Origin of the sequence: Pseudoalteromonas sp. P1-7a, assembly GCF_001401855.1 — a bacterium.
GTDB lineage: Bacteria > Pseudomonadota > Gammaproteobacteria > Enterobacterales > Alteromonadaceae > Pseudoalteromonas.
The window spans coordinates 25,677-47,540 of sequence record NZ_LKDU01000031.1 but is presented as its reverse complement, the minus strand read 5'-3'; the positions used below and the strand labels follow the sequence as shown (position 1 = coordinate 47,540).

Sequence of the window (21,864 nt, the reverse complement as noted above, 5' to 3'; positions counted from 1 at the left end):
ATTCTCATTTACGACTGCATGGATGCAGAAGGTAGAGCAATGCAGGAGCAATTGCCGAGAACAACTAAATAGCGAATTTTTTGCCTTGCCATCAACACGTTTATCCATCCTCAAAATAGATCACTTAATTATGCGGATTGGTATAAATGTTAAATAACGCGCTTAAATACTCCTCTACAGAATATATTAAATAAGACTTTAGTCATAAATAGTAATTTTATTTTGAAATTCGAAACTATTAACCCCTTGTTTATAAATGCAAATTTAAATTAATAAGATTTCATGTAAATGTTTTGTAATAAAAGATGTTGACGTTACATTATTCATTTGTGATTATGCTCACTAGCTGAGCCAATGCTCATTGAGAAGTTTAAAAACACATTTTAGTAAAATGCTCATTTGCTTTAGCTGCACACTGAAAATACACAACACACTAAATAGAGAGTTCATTATGTTAAATAATAAGAAAGCTAAATTTGCGCTAACGTTAGTAGCAGCAGCGTTGGCGGCGCCAGCACAAGCAGATATGTCAGATTACTTTGACCGCCTTGACGTTAACTTTCTAGCAATGCAAAACTTTCAGTCTATTCAAGCTAAAGACGGTTCATTTCGTCCTGAAGATGAAGAGCAATCATCAGGTTTTGGGCGTATAAGAGCTAACTTAATGCTTAAGTTTCATATCAATGAATACATTACTGCCGACATTGATATAGCCGAAGAGCCAAACGATTTTGGTGGCGGCGACCGTGATTTTTCGTTTCATAATGACTTTGCAGGTATTGAATTCGATTTACTTGGCTTATACGGCACACCAAACGAAAACGAAAATTTAACGCTTCGTTTAGGTAATATTGGTGCTTCTCCATTTCAGTTTAAAGGTTTTCAAGATGGCGCTGATAACCAAGGTAATGCCTTAATTGGTAACGGCATTAACGACTACGCAACCGCAGAAAACGGTGCACAATTAAGCTACACAGAAACATTTGACAGTGGTGTGCTTCGTTCTTACAACGTGGCGGGTCATATTACAACATCAAGTTTTGGTGAGGCATTCCAAGAAGATAGAGGCTTTAACTACCGCTTACAAGGTACGTTAGAGTTTGAAGGTGGCTTTAAAGTTGGTTTAAATTACTTACAAGCTAACCAAGGCGACCAGCTTCGTTTTGAAAATGGCGTAGCAAGCTTAGATGGACTTACTACAACAAATTACCGTTTTGGTGATGGTGAAAACTATAACTTTTCGGCTTCTCCTTCAAGCGAACGTGATACTCACGTAGGTGTTATGCCAGGCCTTGATCAGTCTATCATTCAACTAAATTTAGCGTATCAGCCATCAGATCAAACCAGCATCATATTAATGCTAGGTAAATCGTCTGATGATTACACCTTTGCAGACTCTGCAGGTAACGCAGTGGCAGGTATTACCTACTTTGGCACAAATGGCGTTGCAGACGAAAGCGGCACCTCATTTGATTCAAACAGCGTAATTAAAGGCGAGAGCTCAGTAGAATATTACGCAGTTGAAGCGCAGCAATACATTATTCCTGAAAAACTTTACGTAGCCGCGCGCTATGCAGAGTCAGAAAACACTTCCGATTTAATCAGCCAAAACGATAACACCGTTGAGCGCTTACAAGTAGCCGCAGGTTACTGGTTTACTGATTCAACACTATTAAAAGTTGAGTATGTAAACCAAGAAGAAGGCGCAAACTCAGGTGGTCAAATTGGCCGTGGTTTTGACGGTTTCACCTCAGAAATCTCAGTTAAATTTTAAATAGCTTACTAACTTACTGTTTGGTTTAAAGGTAATTTCAGCGTTGTAAATACGTTGAAATTACTCACCGCTTTATTTACTAAGGCGCTTTACAGTTATTTTTTAAGCGTCATTTAACATATTTATGAGGGTTAACCCGATGAAAACTAAATTATTAATGCTCGTGTGTTCAGTTATGGCTATTAACGTAGCCGCTAAAGAAACCATAACCATTGCCACTGTTAACAATGGTGACATGATCACCATGAAAGAGCTAAGCAATCATTTTGAAGAACAAAACCCAGATATTTCATTAAAATGGGTAACACTTGAAGAAAATATTTTACGTCAACGTGTAACAACCGATGTTGCCACAAAAGGCGGCCAATACGACGTAATGACTATTGGCACCTATGAAGTGCCAATTTGGGGTAAACAAAACTGGCTAACTGAGCTTGATAACCTAGGTGAAAATTACGACGTTGATGACTTACTACCTGCTATTCGCAGTGGTTTAACGATAGATAACAAATTATACGCGGCCCCATTTTATGGCGAAAGCTCTATGGTTATGTACCGTACAGATCTAATGGAAAAAGCCGGTTTAGAAATGCCAAACGCGCCTACGTGGAGCTTTATTCAAAAAGCTGCAAAAGCAATGACCAATAAAGATGAAGGTGTTTATGGCCTTTGTTTACGTGGTAAGGCAGGTTGGGGCGAAAATGTGGCTTTAATTACTTCAATGGCAAATTCGTTTGGCGCTCGTTGGTTTGATGAAAATTGGAAACCACAATTTAACACCCCAGAGTGGAAGGCTACACTCCAGTACTATGTAGATGTTATGAAAGAGTCTGGTCCTGCGGGTTCGTCAGCGAATGGCTTTAACGAAAACCTAGCGTTATTTCAAACGGGTAAATGTGGTATTTGGATTGATGCAACGGTTGCTGGCGCATTTGTAACCAATAAAAAAGATTCTGAAGTAGCTGATAAAGTAGGCTTTGCACTTGCACCTGATAATGGCCTTGGTAAACGTGGTAATTGGCTATGGTCATGGACACTTGCAATTCCTTCAAGCAGTAAAAAATCTGATGCTGCAATGAAATTTATTAGCTGGGCTACATCAAAAGAATACAGCCAATTAGTTGCCGATAACAAAGGCTGGGCAAAGGTACCACCAGGTACTCGCGCATCACTTTATGAAAACGAGCAATACATGAATGCAGCACCGTTTGCACAAATAACGCTTGATTCTATTAATTCGGCCGACCCGAAAAATCCTACTGTAAAACCCGTACCTTATGTTGGCATTCAGTTTGTAGCTATTCCTGAATTTCAAGGCATTGGCACGGCTGTTGGGCAACAGTTTTCTGCTGCACTTACTGGGCAAATGACTGTTGAGCAAGCGTTAAGCACATCACAACGCCTGGTTGAGCGCACTATGCGTAAAGCGCGCTACCCAAAATAAATAAGTAGGCGGGTAAGTTAAATGCTTACCTCGTATTTTTCGTCAGCATTAGCATGTTATCTAGTAGCCGTTTGTCGTTGTTACTAAGGTTAATGCTGACTTTTTGAAGGTCACTGATATGGCAACTACACAGTCTCGTACGCTTGCACGCATAATGCTATTTCCTAGTGTAATTTTATTACTAGGATGGATGATAGTGCCGCTGTGCATGACACTCTATTTCTCATTTGTAGATTACAACTTACTTATTCCTGGTGAACGCGAATTTGTAGGCTTTTTAAACTACGAGTTTTTTTTAACAGATCCTGCATTTGTTGAATCCTTTTTTAATACCCTTTATTTAGTAACGGGTGTATTAGCTATCACTATTTGTGGTGGTATTGGTTTAGCTGTTCTCCTCGACCAAGCAATATGGGGGCGAAACTATGTTCGTATTATGGTTCTCGCCCCATTTTTTGTTATGCCAACCGTATCGGCTTTGGTGTGGAAAAACATGTTTATGAACCCGGTGAATGGATTATTTGCACATTTTGCAATATGGCTTGGGTTTGAGCCAATCGACTTTTTTGCACAAATGCCGTTGTTTTCAATCATTATTATTGTTTCTTGGCAGTGGTTACCGTTTGCTGCGTTGATATTACTGACGGCAATTCAATCGCTTGACCGCGAACAACTCGAAGCTGCCGATTTAGATGGTGCCGGGCCTTTTAGTAAGTTTTTTTACATAGTGCTACCGCATTTATCACGCGCTGTTACCGCTGTTATTTTAATTGAAACTATATTTTTACTGTCTATTTTTGCAGAAATTTTAGTGACAACCAGTGGCGGCCCTGGGTATGCATCAACCAACATTACCTACTTAATTTACACCCAATCGTTATTACAATTTGATGTAGGCGGGGGCTCAGCAGGGGGCATAGTTGCAGTAATTATTGCCAATATTGTAGCCATATTTTTAATGCGCCTTATTGGTAAAAACTTAGAGGGTTAATCATGGCTAGTGCAGCAAATAAAAAATCAAAACTAATTTATACCCTGGCAGCATGGTCCATCAGTGGGATGATATTTTTCCCAATTTTATGGACATTAATCACCAGTTTTAAAACCGAAGCAGAAGCAATATCAGCCACACCAGCGTTATTTGCTTTTGATTGGACACTGGAAAACTACCAAGATGTGTTAGCCCGCTCGCCGTATTTTGACCACTTTTGGAACTCTGTGGTTATATCACTCGGCTCAAGTTTATTGGGCTTATTAATAGCGGTACCAGCCGCGTGGTCAATGGCGTTTGTACAAACGAAAAAAACTAAAAACCTACTTATGTGGATGCTTTCTACAAAAATGCTCCCGCCGGTAGGGGTGTTAATTCCTATTTATTTACTCTTTAGAGACTTTGCTTTGTTAGATACAAAACTGGGCTTAGTTATTGTTATGACCTTAATAAACTTACCAATTATGGTATGGATGTTATACACCTACTTTAGAGAAATTCCGGGTGAAATTTTAGAAGCGTCACGAATGGATGGCGCAACTATTGGCGAAGAAATATTTCATGTATTACTGCCAATCGCATTACCTGGCATAGCCTCAACATTACTGTTAAACGTAATTTTGGCATGGAACGAAGCATTTTGGACACTCATTTTAACCGCTGCGAATGCCGCACCACTAACGGCATTTATTGCCAGTTACTCAAGCCCAGAAGGGTTATTTTACGCCAAGTTGTCGGCAGCTTCTGCCATGGCCATTGTGCCAATATTAATTCTTGGTTGGTTTAGTCAAAAACAATTAGTGCGCGGCTTAAGCTTTGGCGCAGTAAAGTAGGAGAACACACATGGGCAGCATCACACTAAAAAAAGTAACTAAAAGTTTTGATGAAGTAAACGTAATCAAACCGCTTGATTTAGAGATAAAAGACGGTGAATTTATTGTATTTGTAGGGCCATCGGGCTGTGGTAAATCAACATTACTACGTATGATTGCCGGATTGGAAGATACAACCAGCGGCACAATTGAGATTGATGGCCAAGATGCAACACAGACGCCACCGGCAAAACGTGGTTTAGCTATGGTATTTCAGTCGTACGCTTTGTACCCGCACATGAGTGTACGCAATAACATTGCGTTTCCACTAAAACGTGCAAAAGTAAGCCCTGCTGAAATTGAAAGTAAAATAGCAAATGCCGCTAAAATACTCAATTTAACTGATTACTTAGACCGTAAACCAGGGCAATTATCGGGCGGGCAGCGCCAACGTGTAGCAATAGGGCGCGCAATAGTAAGGCAACCGTCGGCATTTTTGTTTGACGAACCGCTTTCAAATTTAGATGCATCGTTGCGTGTAAATATGCGCTTAGAAATTTCAGAGCTACACAAAAGCTTAGCTACAACAATGATTTATGTAACCCATGACCAAGTTGAAGCAATGACAATGGCAGACAGAATTGCCGTATTTAATGGTGGCATTATTGAGCAAGTTGGTACGCCACTTGAGCTGTATCAGCACCCGGTAAATAAATTTGTGGCAGGCTTTATTGGTTCACCAAAAATGAACTTTATTGAAGTAAATAACGATAGCCATGCACAAACGCACAGTTTAGGTGTGCGTCCTGAGCACTTTGAAATTTCATCTGAGACAGGTACTTGGCAAGGTACTGTAGGCGTAATCGAGCATTTAGGTTCTGAAAGCTTTTTACATGTAACTATTAACGATGGCAGTACGGTTACAGTAAAAGCAGACGGCGATTGTCCACTAAAATATGGCGACACAATTTATTTAAGTGCGCCTGAGCACAAGGTACATAGATTTGATAAAAATGGGTTAACGATTAAAAACCCAACAGTTTAATCCGCTGTTTTAAACCAATACTTTAGAAATAGCAATTTTAACTAAAGTATTGGTTATTAAATTAATGTGACACTTCGGCATTTTATAAATGAATGATATATTTGCAAATATTATAAAATGATTTATCGCTAAAACTAAGCGGCTTATCAAAATAAGAGGTTTATGTGGCAAAGCTATCAAATACAGAAATACGTAAGCTCGATGATGCAGCTAGAGCAGGGTGGCTCTATTATGTTGCGGGTAAAACACAAGACGAAATTGCCAAAAAGCTCAATGTATCTCGTCAATCAGCTCAACGTATGGTGGCATTATCTGTAAGCCAAGGGCTTATTAAAGTAAGGCTCGATCATCCTATTGCTAAATGTATGGATTTAGCAGAAAAAATTAAAAGCCGTTTTGGCTTAGACTCTTGTGAAGTAGTGCCTAGCGATGGCTCAGATCCAAACTCAACAGTGGGTTTAGCGCAAGCCGGCGCAGCTGAGATACAGCGCCATTTAAAATCGGAAACACCGAAAATTTTAGCTATGGGTACTGGGCGCGTATTACGTGCATGTGTTGATGAACTGCCAACGCTAGATTGTAGCCAACACAAAGTAGTGGCTATGCTTGGTAATATGGCACTTGATGGGTCGGCTTCACCTTATGATGTGGTTGTTAGAATGGCCGAGCATATAAATGCAAAGCATTACCCAATGCCGCTTCCTGTATTACCAAGAAGTGTTGAAGAGAAACAGCAATTGCATTCACAGCATAATATTACCAGTAACTTAAAATTGGCCACTCAAGCCGATGTGACTTTTGTTGGTGTAGGTAGCTTAGGCGAAAAATCGCCATTACATATCGATGGCTTTGTAGATGAGCAAGAACTAAAAGAGCTACAAAATTTAGGAGCTGTTGGCGAAATGATCAGCTGGGTTTACGACAAACGCGGCCAATTAATTGATTGCACTGTAAACCAACGCGTTGCCAGTACGCCATTAAAAATTGAAGGTAATAAACAAATTTATGCCATAGCTGCCGGTGAAGATAAAGTACTTGCGATACTTGGTGCAGTTAGATCAAATATGATCAGCGGTTTAATTACTAATGAATACACCGCAGAACGTATTTTAAGTATGGATTAGCCTAGGTTGTTTTAGGCAACTTTTTAAAACCTACGGTAAAGCTGGCTGAATGAGTTTTTATTTTCAAAAAGGAAACCTAACTGGCTTTTTTAAATACGAACAAACTTTGTATAAATTTAGGCATTTTAAAACGTGTTTAAAAAGTACTGTGATGAATGAACGTTGATGAAAATTACAATCTAAAAGCCTATGTGTTTAAAACTTTAAAGTAACCAACGCTTAAAGTACTTTGTGAGAAATACAGTCAGTAAAGTGCTGAGTGTAATGAATAATAAAAGCGTAATGATCAGGAATAAACTAAAAAGCATAGTTTGCTAAAAACAAACCTAATGTCCGATACCGTCTAGTATTGGACATAGCAGGAGTGTATTACACACTCCTTATTATAATATACATAACTACCTATAATTTATATTATGTTAAATAAGATAAATTATTACATAACCAAAGTAAGTAGCTTCTATTATTTGTGGTTAAACCCCTATTTATGATGTTTTGTATAATAGTAGTCGTTAAAAGTTGCTCTTTCAGTTGGCCATTTAAAACGTTATGAAAAACTTTTAACACTATTTACGCACTACATTTTACACCGATATTTTCGATAATATTTATGTAGCCTTTTAATCTTATAAAGCCTAGCAATTACAAATTCCATCTAAACTCCCTTTATAAAAACTAATTGCCTTTATTTAAACAGACTCAAATTTTGTAACCCTCGTTTAACTTACTTCTACAAGAATTTATAGCGCTTCATATCAGGTTTAGTATAAAGCCTTAGATTTAAGTTTTTCAAAACCTAAGGCTTTAATCAAAAATAATATGACTCAGTTACAACCTAGCTCAGACCTTAAACCATACACTGATGATTCAATTGTATGTGCACTGTTATAAGATAAGTTTGGCATTACATTTATATCAGAGCGCGATTCAACTTCATCAATACTTACTTCGGTATTTCAAAAGTTATCACTGCGACTTGCTGTTTGCTCCATAATAAATGCCGATGCTTTAATTGTGCTACCATTTTGCTGCATAACAATTTTAAAATAGCCACTTGGAATGGTATGCGCTTCGTTAGCTTGTGGTAACTCTGCAAAATAATATTTGTATAATGGACCTGTTACTACATATAAATCATTTCCATTTCCTACGTGATTTTGCACTGCAGATTCAAGCCTAACCCATGGCCCTTGATTTAATGCGGATGATTGCGGCGTAATATTAGAAAGTAAGTTTGTTACTTTCCATTCAGCCGTTTTGCTAAAAGATACTAATGGAACTTTATGGCCTCTATCGGTATTTATTGTTGCATATGCATCGGTGTAATCATCGGGTTTAAGGGCGTGCCTGTCATTCGAGATTGAATTTGCAACAGTAAACTATAAATACTTCGCTCAATTGTATTGCCATTATCTAAACCTGTTGGGCAACCTTGTAAACAGTTGTCTGCACTTGCACTGTGCGCAAAACATAACCCTGTAAGTACTATTGATTTCTGTATTATTGTCTTCATTGTTTTATCCTCAATTAAATGAGGGTAAAAATTAGCAGTACATTATTACAGCAATATGTATCTAACTAATTGTTTATAAATACAATAATATCGTCTTAGGCTTTTGGTATTACTAATATAAGTCGCGAGTATACAGTTACCCTCGCCTTATATTTAACGCAATAACGTTGTTTGTAGACCTAGCGAATAAAGGGGTTTTTATATACCTACATGCATTATGTTAAATTGAGCTCTTTGTGGTTTTCTATGTGTAATCACCCTAACATAAAGCGTATACGCACACTTATAACGTATAAATATTAATCAATTAAAAGCGATTTATTCTTTAATGGTTTAATACTAAAAAATAGATGAAAACAAAAAAGCGGTTTGAGTAACCTAATAATATAAAAATTAATACAGCTCTAACGGCATGGTTTTATGTACGTGTTAGCCAAAATGGTTAACTAGGCCTTTAAAACTAAGGTGTTTTGAAACTTTTTATCAGCCAAAAATTCACCCATTAACGAAGTTACTCGTACTAGTTTTTCATCCATTACTCAGTGCCGTGCTTTTTCGGTCCTAGTAGGTCTTACGTTTGCTAATAATTGAACTAATTTAAGTGTGTAACATCATAAAATCTGGGGTTCATGTTCTAAGTTTTTAAACTCACCTGTCATTATTTTTTTGCACTGGGCATTAAGGTACATCAGTATTTTTGAAGTATTTGATACACCATAGTTAAACAAATCGGGTGCAATAACTTTGTGTTATTTGGTAATGTGAAATAAAGGCGTGAACAAATGAAAGGTTTACAGCAAAGTTTATTGGTATGGTACACAACAAAGCTGAGCTGCTTTAATTTTAAAGGCGCATACTCAAATAAAGAATTAAAAATAAAAAGTATTTTAAGTCCTAATAACTATGTCCTTTAAACAAGGGCATAGTAAAAACCATACCCCAATTTATGCACAAAAAAGTGCCCTATTTGTTCTTAATGCAGTGCAGCTGTAAAAGGAATGCTTTTACAAATTTCAGCTTCTGCTACTAGTAGCTCTTCTAAACGAACGTCAACTTCTTCTTTATCAAAGTATTCGTACGCTAACTCTACAAATAAGTTTTTATGTTTCTCTTCTGATTTAGCTATGGCTACATAAAAGTCTTTTTCTTTACCCTCTGGTAATGCTTGAGCAACTAACGAAAAACGCTCGTGGCCACGGGCTTCTATTACGCCGCCAACCAATAATCTATCCATTAAAAATCCATCGCGGCCATGTCTAAATAAAGCACGTATTTGTTTGATGTACGGATCTTTTTTGTCATCGCCTAAGTTTGTATCGCGTTCTATAAGCAGTTTAAGCACTTGTTTAAAATGGATTAATTCTTCTAGCGCTAAATCGGTCATGGCTTTTACCAATTTACGTTTGTCTGGGTAATGAGACAGCATAGAAATAGCCATGCCCGATGCCTTTTTTTCAGCAGCGGCGTGATCTTGTAAAAATGTATTAAAGTCGGCTAAAACCGCTTCGGTCCATTCAAATGGGGTGTTGTATTTCAATTCAAACATTTTTTGTACTACTTAAAAAATTATGCGAGGATTTTAGCGTATTTGCCAGTAAAAATCTTGCAGCCTAGCGCAAAATTATCGCAAATAAGGTAAATGCTTATCTATGCGCCCTTTTGCTGTTGAGTCAATTTTTAAAGGGTGTTTTATATCGTTCCAGGCGGTCACTTTGCCGCCACTATTCATTTTTTCAAAGTCGGTGCGCTCGGTTTTAATAGCCAAAAACGCAGTGAGCTGAGCAAAACTTTGTGGATTAGCTATATCAATTTCTAAATAATCGTTATTACGGTGCTTAAAATACTCCCGCGCCTGTGTTAAATGGGTGTCGTAACACGTTGATAAATAATCATCATTGTTAATGTTATCAATGGTTAAGTCATTAAAGGTCGTTAAGTAACAACGTTTAATATGAATATTAAACCCGCCATCTGGGCGCGTTAAATTAGTGTACATACGCTTCAATAATTGCCTAATTGAGGGGATCCAAGCTGTTTTTTCGCGGACTAAATAGATAAATTTAGCGCCGGGGTAATGGTTATCTAATGCTTTGTAGTCATTAAATACAGGGGTATCGGCTATAGCTGTGGCATTTTCAAAACAATACGCGGTGTACGCGGTGTGCGCAGTGGCAATGCCAAACTCTAAAAAAGCGTGGCATACACTCGTGGTGCCTGTACGAGGAAGTCCAATTATAAATAGTTTACTCATAAGGCTATTACTTAACTATTTCGTGTTACAAGTAATATAAAGGCACTAATAACCATTACTAAAAAGGTGGCAATGGTCCCAATTTGGCGGTATTTAAGGTTCTTTTCAACTATGCCTAAATTGTGAAACACGCGCCCTATCAATAATGCGCCACCTAAAATATTACAATAATGGCTGGCAAGGCCCTGGTATTCGGCTAAAAAAAGCAAAATAATCGCAAATGGTACGTATTCCATAAAGTTGGCGTGAGCACGCACAGCACGTTGTAATTTAGTGTTGCCGTTATCGCCTAGCGACACTTGCTCACTGCGGCGCACTTTGATCACATTAAAACTTAAGTAAATATAATAAAACGCTAAAAGCGCAGCATACGTTGAGATTATCACGGTATTGTCCTGTTTTTATTTTTGGCAATAATAACATAGTTTTGCACAATCATAAGTTTACTTGGTAAGTATGCTAAAGTGTGTATTAGTTGAACTTAATAATGCAATTAAAGGAATTTATGTTTGTCCCACGCAAAGTAGCCGACCGCTACCGTGAAATGATCAATAGCATTGGCTTTTATCCTTCTGTACTCTCGGTTGGTTTTTTACTTTTTGCTGTTTTAACCATGTCGCTAGAATATATTGCACCTGTAGAGCAGCTTAAATCGTTTATATCTGTGATGTTAGTAGATAGCACAGAAAATGCCCGTACAATTTTAAGCACCTTAGCGGGTAGTATTATTTCGCTTACCGTATTTAGTTTTTCTATGGTGATGGTGGTATTAAATTCGGCCAGTGCCAGTTTATCACCACGAGTTGTACCTGGGCTTATTACCCGAAAATCGCATCAAATGGTATTGGGCTTTTATTTAGGTAGCATAATTTACTCAATTATTATGCTCATTAATATTAATAAGCTCGAAGGCGGCGACACGGCTATTCCATCGCTTGGGGTGTTGCTGTCTTTGGTGTTTGGCTTAGTGTCGCTTGGTTTGTTTGTATTTTTTATTCATTCAATATCTAAAGCTATTCAAGTAGATAATGTACTTAATGGTTTATTTAGCCAAACAAAACGCGAAATTAAAGCCATTGTTGATAGGCAATCAGAAAAGCCATTCACTGACTTTCCTGATTTTACACAGTGGCACTCAGTTAATAGTACGACCGAAGGGTATTACAAAGGCGTACACACAGATAAATTATGCGCCATATTAGCCGAGGAAAACATTCGGGTGTATATCTCGGTAAACCAGGGCTATTTTACCGTTAAAGGCTATCCTTTTTTAAAATGTGACAAAGACATTTCTAATAACGATGAGCTAATAGCTAAAATTTTAGATTGCTTTATTTTTTATATAGAAGAGTACATTAGCGATCATTACCGTTATGGTTTAACGCAAATTTCAGAAATTGCCGTAAAAGCGATGAGCCCAGGTATAAACGATCCCGGTACAGCGGTTAAATCGATAGATATGCTAAGTATTTTATTAATTGAGCGGCTGTCGCTTAACGATATAAACTATTCGTTTAAACACAGTGACAATGCCCCTTTGCTCTTTATACACGAAACCAGTTTTGATGAGTTGTTACACGATAACTTTACGCCACTGCGCAATTACGCAAAAGCGGATGCGTATGTGATGACGAACGTTTTAGAAGCTTTTAAAAATATATTGTTTGTGGCGCATAAAGATGAAGATGCACGAAATAGCCTATTTAATTACTTAATCGCCATAGTCGATGACATAAATGAGCATGTGAGTAACGAATATGATAGACAAGAAATTACCAACATGCTCAATGCTATAGCCCGTATTAGCAAGCCTCAAGGGGAAAAACTAGTGGCTCGTTTTACAAACCAACAGACTAGTCAATAATATAAACCGCATAGCTTGACGCAGTTATTTTAATTTCTCCAGCATGATACGCATCAGGAACAAAATTCCCTGGTGCACTATCTGCCACCATCATGGTTTTTTCTGCACGGGTATAAGGCTGCGCAGGTACGTTCATTGGGCTAAGTGACGCCGTATACAGCCCTTTTAGTTCAACACCATAATCTGTACTTAATTCTTTGGCGGCTTTACGGGCATCTTTAATGGCCAGCTTTTGCGCTTGTTTGTGTAGCTCCTCATAATTACTCGCTAAAAACTGAGTTTGGTTTATTTGGTTAATGCCATTATTTACTAAGTTTTGTAACAACTGAGGGTATTTTTCGATTTCAGAGAGTTTAACGCTTAACGTGCGTGATACCCTAAAGCCTTTAAACTCTTGATTACCCGATGTGCGGTTATATTGGCTTTCACGATTTATAGAAATATGCCCTGCATTAATATTAGCGTCTTTAATACCCAGCTCTTTTACTAATTTAATTGCTTTGGCCATGGTTTTATCGGCTTTGTTTTTAGCATCAATTAGGTCTTTATTTATTTCTACAATGCCTACGCTTAATTGTACGTAATCAGGCATAGTGGTAACGGTTGCTTCACCTTTAACATAAATATGGGGAGCGTTAGGCGTTGAGTTTGCATGCGCAGCAAGGCTTAAGGTACTTAAGGCAATTGCGCTACTTAATATAAGAATGTGTGTTTTCATTGCATTATCCATTGTATTTCGTTGTCTCTATTAAAGAGCCTACGTGGTTAACAATAAATGAACAAGCACAAAAAAACAGGCAATTGCCTGTTTTTTATAACGGGCTGTAACACAGTGTACAGCCTTATTTACTTTACGTGACTCAGCGTAATTAAATGCTACAACGTTTGTAGTTACGGTATTTAGGTAACCAGTAATTTTTGTTAATAGCAGCCCACAGTGCATCATCGCTAATCTCTAGCGCTACGCCCTCTTCGATTGCTTTTTTAGCTACTGCAAATGCAATACGCTTACTTAATGTTTCAATTTCGGTAAGTGCAGGTAATAAGCTGCCTTTGCCAGTGTTTGCACGAGGTGATGACTCAGCAAGCATTTCACTGGACATACTCAGCATTGCATCAGTAATGCGTGTTGCCTTTGCTGCAATTACACCCAGACCAATACCTGGGAAAATATAACTATTATTACATTGTGGAATTGGGAACTCTTCACCATTAAATTCTACTGGCTCAAAAGGACTACCCGTTGCTACAAGTGCTTTACCTTCAGTCCATTTAATAACATCGGCTGGGTGTGCTTCAACCTGCTTAGATGGGTTACTTAATGGGAATATAATCGGTTGCTCACAGCCTGAGTGCATAGCGCGGATAACTTGCTCAGTAAATAAGCCCGGTTGCCCCGATACACCAATTAAAATATCAGGTGCTGCACAGTGCATTACATCTAATAATGAAGCGTATTCGCCGCTGTAAGTCCAATCACTTAAAGCCGCTTTTGGTTGTGCTAGTGCTTGTTGGAAGTCGCGTAAGCCTTCCATGCCTTCTGTTAGTAGGCCAAAACGGTCAACCATAAATACTTGGCTGCGCGCTTGCGCTTCGCTAATGCCTTCAAATACCATTTGGCTAATAATTTGTTCAGCAATACCACACCCGGCTGAGCCTGCACCAACAAATACTACTTTTTGCTCGCTAAGGGTTGAGCCTTTAACACGACACGCAGCTAATAAAGAGCCTACCGTTACCGCTGCTGTACCTTGAATGTCATCGTTAAAGCTACAAATTTCGTTACGGTAGCGTTTAAGTAACGGCATAGCGTTTGGCTGTGCAAAATCTTCAAATTGCAGTAATACATTTGGCCAGCGACGTTTAACTGCTTTAATAAATAAGTCTAAAAACTCATCGTACTCATCTTGCGCTATACGCTTATGACGTGCGCCCATGTACATAGGGTCGTTAAGAAGCTTTTCGTTGTTAGTACCTACATCAAGCATTACAGGTAATGTGTACGCTGGGCTAATACCACCACACGCTGTGTAAAGTGATAATTTACCAATAGGAATACCCATGCCACCAATACCCTGATCGCCTAGGCCTAAAATACGTTCACCATCGGTAACCACTATTACTTTTACTTTGCCTTTGGTAGCGTTGCGCAGGATATCGTCAATTTGATAGCGATCTTCGTACGAGATAAATAAGCCACGTGCACTGCGGTAAATATCTGAGAATTTTTCACACGCATCGCCAACGGTTGGCGTGTAAATAATTGGCATCATTTCTTCAAGGTGATCACGCACTAAACGATAGTATAGCGTTTCGTTGTTATCTTGAATGGCACGTAAGTAAATATGCTTGTTTAAGTTATCGTTAAAGCTTGAATACTGCTGATAACAACGCTCAACCTGTTCTTCAATTGTTTCAAAACGTGGCGGAAGCAAACCGGCAAGGTTAAAGTTTTCGCGTTCTTTTTTACTAAACGCACTGCCTTTGTTTAAAAGCGGGGTTTCAATTAGGCCAGGGCCAGAGTAAGGAATATAAAGGTAGTTAGGATCAGTATTAGTTGTCATATTTCCAGGCTTTAACGGAGTCTTAAGTTATGATCTGCCATTATCATTGTAAAAGGTTAAATTGCAATGACAATTCAGCTTGTCAGACCATTGAGAGAAAACACATGCAGGCATCACTGCCTGCATGGCTATTATACATAAATTAAAATTTGATAGTGGCGTTTTTGTCAGTTAAATCCGACAAAGCAACCCCTTCGCGACGCGGGTCGGCACCGCCATACAATTTATTATCTTTGACCTCTACCGCATGTAAACCAGAGTTTAAATCAAGTACACGCACATTATGGCCGCGTTTAGTTAATTGCGGTGCTATGGCTTCAAGCGCGGTGCCTTTTTCAAGGCTAGTGTAATCGTTACGGTTGGTGGTTCTTGGCAGGTTAATCGCCTCTTGGGCCGATAAGTTCCAATCCAGTACACCAATAACCACTTGCGCCACATAATCAATGATACGGCTGCCGCCTGGCGAGCCAACCACTAAACGTAAGCTGCCGTCGTTGTTAAACACCATTACCGGCGACATAGAGCTGCGTGGGCGTTTTCCCGCTTCAACGCGGTTAGCTACTAATTTGCCGTCAATACGTGGCGAAAGCGCAAAATCGGTTAATTGGTTATTTAAAATAAAGCCATTAACCATCACCGTTGAGCCAAACGCCATTTCAATTGAGCTGGTCATAGATACGGCATTACCAAAGCTATCTACAATGGATACGTGAGAAGTTGATGGCAACTCAAAAGAATCATCTTTTGCGTAGCTTAAATAGCCTACGGGGTTACCTGCTACTGCTTTTGTGTCTTGCTCAGTAATAAGCTTGGCGCGTGATGCAATGTACTTTTTATTTAACAGCTCTTTGGTAGGCACTTGCGTAAAATCAGGGTCGCCCATGTACATATTACGATCGGCAAATGCTATGCGTGAGGCTTGGCTAAAGTAATGAATTGCCTCTTCGCTATTAGGCTTAAGCGCACTTATGTCTTTGTGTTCAAGTAAGCCTAAAATTTGTAATACCGCTACACCTCCGCTACTAGGTGGGGCCATAGAGCACACATTATAAGCACGGTATTTAATACACACAGCATCGCGTTGCTTGCTTTTATAATTAGCCAGGTCTGATTCGCTTAATGTACCCGGTGCAATTTTTGAATTTTGCACTGCGTTTACCATTTGTTTAGCGTTATCGCCTTTATAAAATGCATCAATGCCTCGTTTAGCAATGTCTTTGTATAAATTTGCTAAAGGCTGATTTTTTTTAATAGTACCGGCTTTAATTAACTTCCCATTAGGGTAAAAGTACTCGTTAATCACCGGCATGCTCATTACACCTGGGTTTAATTGGCGAGACAATAACCCGTGTAAACGTGGCGACACCTCAAAACCCTGCTCGGCCAGTTTAATAGCGGGTTTAAATAACTCGCTCCAAGCAAGCTTACCGTATTGTTGATGCGCGTTTGCAAAGGCGTGCAAAATACCTGGCACACCTACAGAGCGACCGCCAACAACCGCCTCAATCCATTTAACGGCTTTACCGTGTTTATCTAAAAACAGGTTTTCGTCTGCATTTTGCGGTGCGGTTTCACGGCCATCAAAGCTTGTGAGAGTGTTATCGGCTTTGTTGTAGTACATCATAAATGTACCACCACCAATGCCCGACGACTGTGGCTCAACTAAGGTCAGAACTAATTGCGTTGCAATTGCCGCATCGACTGCGCTACCGCCTTTGGCTAGAATTTGCTGCCCTGCTTGCGAGGCATAAGGGTTGGCTGCGGCAACCATGTATTGCTCACCTGTGACTAATTGCTTTTGTACAATTGAGGTGGTGGCTTCTGGCTCGCGAATTTCTACTTTGGTAGGTTGTTTGGCTATTGTTGGCAGCGTTACTGCAAACAAACCAATAGTAAATAATGACTTAAGTTTAAAATGCATAAAAATACTAAAAACACTTAATTACGTAGTTGTATTTGGCATCTTAAAGTTAAACGGGCACAATATGCAAAAATTTTGACTAAAAAAATACAATAAAATGCTTAATTTACCGCTTCAACCTCGTTATTTACTTTCACCATTATTTTTGATGCTTTTTAGTATTATTTTTGCTGCATTTGATTTAAATAATTTACTTGAATTTAACCGAGCGCTCATTGAAAACGGCGAAGTTTGGCGGGTGTTTACCAGCCAATTTGTACATGCTAATTGGGTTCACTTAGGGTTAAACGCATTAGGTGTATTTTTAATTTGGTTACTTCATGGTGAGTACACATCGCCTGGGCGTTATGCCTTTAATGTGTGTTTTTTAGCCCTTTGGTGTGGGCTAGGCGTATTATGGTTCTGCCCAGCTATATCTATATATACGGGGTTAAGTGCCCTATTGCATGGTGTCATTATTTGGGGAGCGGTGAAAGACATTACCCTGTCGCTTAAATCGGGTTATTTGTTATTTATAGGCGTGTGGATAAAAATAATAATGGAGCAAGTAAACGGCCCCGATGCCACTATAGGTCAATTAATTGATTCAACCGTTGCTATTGATGCACATTTAATTGGCGCTGTTGGCGGCACATTGCTTGCCTTCCCATTGTTAACTAGCTACGTAAAAAATAAAACGCCACTTAATTAAGTGGCGTTTTTATACGTTTTATAAGCTATTTACAGGGTTTCTTTAAATAACTTATAGATACGGCGGTATTCATCTAACCAGCTTGATGGCTGCACAAAGCCATGCGGTTCAACTGGGAAAATAGCCGTTTCAAAGTTTTGTTTCTCAAGTTCAATTAATCGCTGTACTAAACGAACTGAGTCTTGGAAAAACACATTATCGTCAACCATAGGCGCGTTAATTAATAAGCGCTTGTTTAACCCCTCAGCGAAGTAAATTGGTGAGCTGCGCTCATACGCAATAGGGTCTACATCAGGGTGGTTTAAAATATTAGCCGTGTAAGCGGTGTTGTAATGTGCCCAATCGGTTACTGGACGAAGTGCTGCCCCCGATTGAAACAGCTCAGGTGCAGTAAATAGTGCCATAAAGGTCATAAACCCGCCGTATGAGCCACCGTATGTACCTACTGCGTTGGTATCAACATTGGCGTTTTGCGCCATCCATTTTACGCCATCTGCCAAATCTTGCGTTTCAGGTGTGCCCATTTGACGATAAATGGCAGTACGCCAATCGCGACCGTAACCTTTAGAAGCGCGGTAATCCATATCCATCACTATGTAGCCTTCATCGGCAAGTAATGAATGAAACATAAACTCACGAAAATACACAGACCAACCCATGTGCGAGTTTTGTAAGTACCCTGCGCCGTGGTTAAAAATAACCGCTTTACGGGTTTTGCCTGATTCACCTTCTACATAGTCACTTGGGTAATACACTTTTGCGTAAATTGGCTGGTCGGTATGACTCGATGGCACAGCAACAATTTTAGGTGCGGTGAGCTTTTTAGCTAAAAACTCCTCCGATACAGTGTAAGTTAAACGCGTAGCTTGTGTATTGGCTTTAGCATCGGCAACATAAAGCTCTGTTGGCATTGTAATTTTAGAGTGCTTAAGCAGCAATTTACTTTCATCCGGGCTTAGCGTGTAGTCGGTCATACCGTTTAGATCAGTAATTTGCTCATTTTTACCTGTCTGCGGGTTAACACGGTAAATTTCGTAAAGGCCTGGGTGCTCTACGTTTGCCTTGTAATAAATAGCACTGTTATCGTGCGTTAACGTAATGTCCGATACTTCAAACTGGCCACTCGTTAAAGCGGTTGCTTTGCCATTAAGGGGTTTTTTGTAAAGCTGGCTATAGCCCGATTCTTCTGAGAGGTAATATAAGGTGTTGGAGTTATGTAACCAGCCAAAATTGTTAAACGCGTAAGCTATCCACGCATCATCATGTAAGCGGTGCTGCGATACAAGCTGGTTTTTATCAAAGTCGATTGTGGCTATCCAGCGGTCTTTGTTATCCCATGCTTCTAGCATAATAGCGACTTGTGTGCCGTCATCATTCCATACTATGGGGGCTTGGTTTAAACCCCAATTAGTGATTAAGTTAATGCCACGTGGTGACTTTTTAGATTTATACGTTTTACCCTCTCGCGCGTAGTTTTCTTTTTTAACCTCAGCTAAAACATCTTCATCAAAGCCCGGTAGCGTATCAAAGCTCAGTGGCGTTTGTGTTTTATCTACAAGATTAATGTGTATTACACGTGATGTTTGCTCTTTTGCATCAGCAACACGACGGCGCACTTTTTTAGGCTCAATCGTGCCATCATTAGTAATGTAGTTAGGCATAATATCGCCTTTATCACGCCAAGATTGCTGCTTTTGCAGAACAACAATTAAAGCATCGCCGTTTGGAGATAGCTGCGCTTCTTTAATGACGTTGCCATCACCTAAGTAAAAAGCAGTGTTAGCAATGGAGCTATTTTGCGCGTTTATTTGCTCATTGCGTGTTTGAGTGTCCTGTTTGTTTTTATGCTGTAGCGCCACAAATTCAATTAGTTTGTGCTGCTCTTTGGCTAGGTAACTACTTGGCTCTTGTAGCCCTTTTGGTTCATCTGCCAATTTTAAGTTAACAAGCTCTGTAGTTAGCCCTGTTTTTAAATCAATTTTAAAAAACACATTACCTTGGCGGTAAACTAAATCACCATTATTTAAAAACTGTGGTTTAGACTCGGTTGCAGAGGTAGCCGTTATTTGTTTAAGTTCACCTGTCGTTAGGTTTTTAACAAAAACATTGCCTTTAAACGTATAAGCTTGAAGTGTTCTATCAGATGAATAAACCGCTTTAGAAGCGCCTATGGTATGTAGTTTATCCAGTGATACCTGTTGAGCATTTTTACTATTAATTTGTTGGCTATAAATATCGTTTAGGGTGCTGCCTTGCTGCTTTTGAGCATAAATAATGCTAGTTGAGTCACTTGCCCAGTAGGCATTTTTAGGCTGGTTACCTATCCAATCTGGGTTTGCCATGGCCTGTTCTAAGGTAATATTTTGTGAGCCAGCATCAGCAGGTGTGTTTACAACCGCTGCAACGGGAGTTGCTGGTAAAGCGCTTTGCTGTGATAAAGAGGTATTAGCGGTAGCACTACAACCTGCAAGCATAATGCTTGAGGTTACAGCAAGCGCTACTAATGTTTTTGATGACGATAAGTTAAAAATCATAGTGCTTCTGAACGGTTATTATAATTGAACCGTATTTAAGCAGAAGCACTTGAGTTATTGCAATTTTTTAAGATAAATAACACATTTGCACGGTAAAGCTGAGTTTACTCTATTAGCAAATCTAGCCACACCAATCGATGATCGCTCGATGCGTTTCTGTCTTTTATTAATCTATATTGCTCGCTGTTTTTAGTAGGCCAAAACACGCCGCCGTCTTTTATTTTAAACCCATAGGTAGAAGGTAAAACATAATCTACACGTGCTTGCCAGTTAGCGGTAAAATGCTTAGCGTATGGCTGCGGGTATTGCTCTTTAGCACCAGCGCTTTGTGGTATAAATTGCGAATTTATTAGCGGGTTATTTAAAATTTGATTGGTGGTTTCTAGCCGTGCTTTATCCCCTTCAGGTGCGGCGTTTAAGTCACCTAATATTACAAACCGCGAGTTTGCATCTAACCCGCCTTTTTGGCCTTTATCGTCATAAATATAGGGCTGATTAGCAACATAATCAGCAATTAATCTCACTTCATCGTGATTACGTTTGCCGTTTCTGTCTTCATCACCATCAAATACCGGTGGTGTTGGGTGCGAAGCAAGTACATGCACTGTTTTATTGTTTACGACAACGGGTACATCCCAAAATGATTTAGAGCTGAGCCTAAGCGCTTGCCATTCTTGCGTGTTATACCAATTTTCTTTTGTTTTAGGGTCAATTGGCATTTGCGCATCAGGCATATCTTTATATTTAAAGGTTTGTAATGTACGTAGTTTTTCAATATTGATTGGGTATTTAGACAATACAGCCATGCCATAATGCCCTTCAAAAAAACCAAAGCCTTGTGCATCCCCCATTACTTTTGTTTTTTTACCATCGTTATCAAGGTCAAAGTCAGTCGCTAAGCCCGTATTCACTGGTGCTATAAAGCTGTATGGGTAATCAATTGGTGATTGTTTATTTTGACTCACATTTAAAAAGTGGCGTTTAAAATAATCTATACCTTGCGCTTTTGGTACGTAGTCAAACTCGTTTAATAAAATAATATCAGGGCGAACACGCTGAATTATTTCGGCAATATTTTTTATTTGCTGGTGGTTTGATTTTAGTGCATTAACAAGTGCATCAGGGTTAACTTGCTCGCCTTTTGGTGTGTGGTTAGTCGCATCCATACTCACGTTAAAGGTGGCAATACGAAGGCTTTCGCTGGCTGTAGCATTTAAACTAAATGAAGCGACAATGGCTAATGCGCCATAAAGTAATTTTTGTTTCATTTTTTTACTTCAAAAAATTAAAAAATAGACTTTACCAGTATTACACAAGTAATACCTATTTTTATGAC

At 39.1% G+C, this 21,864-nt stretch carries 16 protein-coding genes and 1 pseudogene; 8 read left to right on the top strand and 9 right to left on the bottom strand.

What is annotated here, in order from left to right:
• Positions 1-451: 451 nt before the first annotated feature.
• From AN389_RS16395 to AN389_RS16370, 6 genes are all read left to right on the top strand, one after another.
• Positions 452-1,774: a hypothetical protein gene (locus tag AN389_RS16395; RefSeq protein ID WP_082430572.1), complete on the top strand. Its 1,323-nt coding sequence runs from the start codon at positions 452-454 to the stop codon at positions 1,772-1,774.
• Positions 1,775-1,913: 139 nt separating this feature from the next.
• The gene (locus AN389_RS16390; RefSeq protein WP_055020269.1) at positions 1,914-3,218 is read left to right on the top strand and encodes a sugar ABC transporter substrate-binding protein; all 1,305 of its coding nucleotides are present in this window, start codon (positions 1,914-1,916) and stop codon (positions 3,216-3,218) included.
• A gap of 118 nt (positions 3,219-3,336) precedes the next feature.
• Positions 3,337-4,209 carry a carbohydrate ABC transporter permease gene (locus tag AN389_RS16385; RefSeq protein ID WP_024033631.1) on the top strand — a complete coding sequence of 291 codons (873 nt, stop codon included), beginning with the start codon at positions 3,337-3,339 and terminating at the stop codon, positions 4,207-4,209.
• A gap of 2 nt (positions 4,210-4,211) precedes the next feature.
• A complete protein-coding gene (locus AN389_RS16380) occupies positions 4,212-5,042 on the top strand; it encodes a carbohydrate ABC transporter permease (RefSeq protein WP_055020268.1) in 831 nt (276 codons plus the stop codon).
• A gap of 10 nt (positions 5,043-5,052) precedes the next feature.
• On the top strand, positions 5,053-6,066 hold the full coding sequence (locus AN389_RS16375) for an ABC transporter ATP-binding protein (RefSeq protein WP_055020267.1): 1,014 nt from the start codon (positions 5,053-5,055) through the stop codon (positions 6,064-6,066).
• Positions 6,067-6,230: 164 nt separating this feature from the next.
• Positions 6,231-7,190, top strand: coding sequence for a sugar-binding transcriptional regulator (locus tag AN389_RS16370; protein ID WP_004586535.1), 960 nt, complete (start codon positions 6,231-6,233; stop codon positions 7,188-7,190).
• Between the two features lie 824 nt (positions 7,191-8,014).
• Here AN389_RS16370 and AN389_RS20835 read toward each other — a convergent pair.
• The 4 genes and pseudogenes from AN389_RS20835 to AN389_RS16350 form a co-directional block, all read right to left on the bottom strand.
• Positions 8,015-8,703: pseudogene (locus tag AN389_RS20835) on the bottom strand (DNA/RNA non-specific endonuclease).
• Positions 8,704-9,676: 973 nt separating this feature from the next.
• Positions 9,677-10,249 (bottom strand): tRNA-(ms[2]io[6]A)-hydroxylase, encoded by a 573-nt coding sequence (locus AN389_RS16360; protein WP_055014789.1) that lies wholly within the window; start codon positions 10,247-10,249, stop codon positions 9,677-9,679.
• 75 nt (positions 10,250-10,324) lie between these two features.
• Entirely contained in the window at positions 10,325-10,954 is a 630-nt protein-coding gene (locus AN389_RS16355; protein ID WP_055020266.1) for a sulfotransferase, read from the bottom strand.
• Between the two features lie 11 nt (positions 10,955-10,965).
• Positions 10,966-11,340, bottom strand: coding sequence for an MAPEG family protein (locus tag AN389_RS16350; RefSeq protein ID WP_055014791.1), 375 nt, complete (start codon positions 11,338-11,340; stop codon positions 10,966-10,968).
• A 119-nt stretch (positions 11,341-11,459) separates the two neighbouring features.
• Here AN389_RS16350 and AN389_RS16345 point away from each other — a divergent pair, with 119 nt between their 5' ends.
• Positions 11,460-12,818 carry a DUF2254 domain-containing protein gene (locus tag AN389_RS16345; protein ID WP_055014792.1) on the top strand — a complete coding sequence of 453 codons (1,359 nt, stop codon included), beginning with the start codon at positions 11,460-11,462 and terminating at the stop codon, positions 12,816-12,818.
• Here AN389_RS16345 and AN389_RS16340 read toward each other — a convergent pair.
• The 3 genes from AN389_RS16340 to ggt form a co-directional block, all read right to left on the bottom strand.
• Positions 12,808-13,536 carry an SIMPL domain-containing protein gene (locus tag AN389_RS16340; RefSeq protein ID WP_055017629.1) on the bottom strand — a complete coding sequence of 243 codons (729 nt, stop codon included), beginning with the start codon at positions 13,534-13,536 and terminating at the stop codon, positions 12,808-12,810. The genes AN389_RS16345 and AN389_RS16340 overlap by 11 nt on opposite strands.
• A 151-nt stretch (positions 13,537-13,687) precedes the next feature.
• On the bottom strand, positions 13,688-15,382 hold the full coding sequence (locus AN389_RS16335; protein ID WP_055017630.1) for an NAD-dependent malic enzyme: 1,695 nt from the start codon (positions 15,380-15,382) through the stop codon (positions 13,688-13,690).
• Positions 15,383-15,524: 142 nt separating this feature from the next.
• The gene (gene ggt, locus AN389_RS16330; RefSeq protein WP_055020265.1) at positions 15,525-17,303 is read right to left on the bottom strand and encodes a gamma-glutamyltransferase; all 1,779 of its coding nucleotides are present in this window, start codon (positions 17,301-17,303) and stop codon (positions 15,525-15,527) included.
• A 97-nt stretch (positions 17,304-17,400) separates the two neighbouring features.
• On the opposite strand from ggt, the gene rrtA reads away from it, so the two are divergent.
• Positions 17,401-17,994, top strand: a complete 594-nt coding sequence (rrtA, locus tag AN389_RS16325; RefSeq protein WP_055020264.1) for a rhombosortase — start codon at positions 17,401-17,403, stop codon at positions 17,992-17,994.
• Between the two features lie 29 nt (positions 17,995-18,023).
• Here rrtA and AN389_RS16320 read toward each other — a convergent pair whose 3' ends face one another.
• Together AN389_RS16320 and AN389_RS16315 are read right to left on the bottom strand one after the other, a co-directional pair.
• Complete coding sequence (locus tag AN389_RS16320) at positions 18,024-20,528, bottom strand: prolyl oligopeptidase family serine peptidase (protein ID WP_055020263.1); 2,505 nt, start codon at positions 20,526-20,528, stop codon at positions 18,024-18,026.
• Positions 20,529-20,632: 104 nt separating this feature from the next.
• Positions 20,633-21,796, bottom strand: coding sequence for an endonuclease/exonuclease/phosphatase family protein (locus tag AN389_RS16315; protein WP_055020262.1), 1,164 nt, complete (start codon positions 21,794-21,796; stop codon positions 20,633-20,635).
• Positions 21,797-21,864 lie beyond the last annotated feature (68 nt).

Bases quoted from the DNA above. Each gene is read 5' to 3' on its own strand.
- AN389_RS16395 (WP_082430572.1), top strand. From the start codon at position 452: ATGTTAAATAATAAGAAAGCTAAATTTGCGCTAACGTTAGTAGCAGCA.
- AN389_RS16390 (WP_055020269.1), top strand. From the start codon at position 1,914: ATGAAAACTAAATTATTAATGCTCGTGTGTTCAGTTATGGCTATTAAC.
- AN389_RS16385 (WP_024033631.1), top strand. From the start codon at position 3,337: ATGGCAACTACACAGTCTCGTACGCTTGCACGCATAATGCTATTTCCT.
- AN389_RS16380 (WP_055020268.1), top strand. From the start codon at position 4,212: ATGGCTAGTGCAGCAAATAAAAAATCAAAACTAATTTATACCCTGGCA.
- AN389_RS16375 (WP_055020267.1), top strand. From the start codon at position 5,053: ATGGGCAGCATCACACTAAAAAAAGTAACTAAAAGTTTTGATGAAGTA.
- AN389_RS16360 (WP_055014789.1), bottom strand. From the start codon at position 10,249: ATGTTTGAATTGAAATACAACACCCCATTTGAATGGACCGAAGCGGTT.
- AN389_RS16355 (WP_055020266.1), bottom strand. From the start codon at position 10,954: ATGAGTAAACTATTTATAATTGGACTTCCTCGTACAGGCACCACGAGT.
- AN389_RS16345 (WP_055014792.1), top strand. From the start codon at position 11,460: ATGTTTGTCCCACGCAAAGTAGCCGACCGCTACCGTGAAATGATCAAT.
- AN389_RS16340 (WP_055017629.1), bottom strand. From the start codon at position 13,536: ATGAAAACACACATTCTTATATTAAGTAGCGCAATTGCCTTAAGTACC.
- AN389_RS16335 (WP_055017630.1), bottom strand. From the start codon at position 15,382: ATGACAACTAATACTGATCCTAACTACCTTTATATTCCTTACTCTGGC.
- ggt (WP_055020265.1), bottom strand. From the start codon at position 17,303: ATGCATTTTAAACTTAAGTCATTATTTACTATTGGTTTGTTTGCAGTA.
- rrtA (WP_055020264.1), top strand. From the start codon at position 17,401: ATGCTTAATTTACCGCTTCAACCTCGTTATTTACTTTCACCATTATTT.
- AN389_RS16320 (WP_055020263.1), bottom strand. From the start codon at position 20,528: ATGATTTTTAACTTATCGTCATCAAAAACATTAGTAGCGCTTGCTGTA.
- AN389_RS16315 (WP_055020262.1), bottom strand. From the start codon at position 21,796: ATGAAACAAAAATTACTTTATGGCGCATTAGCCATTGTCGCTTCATTT.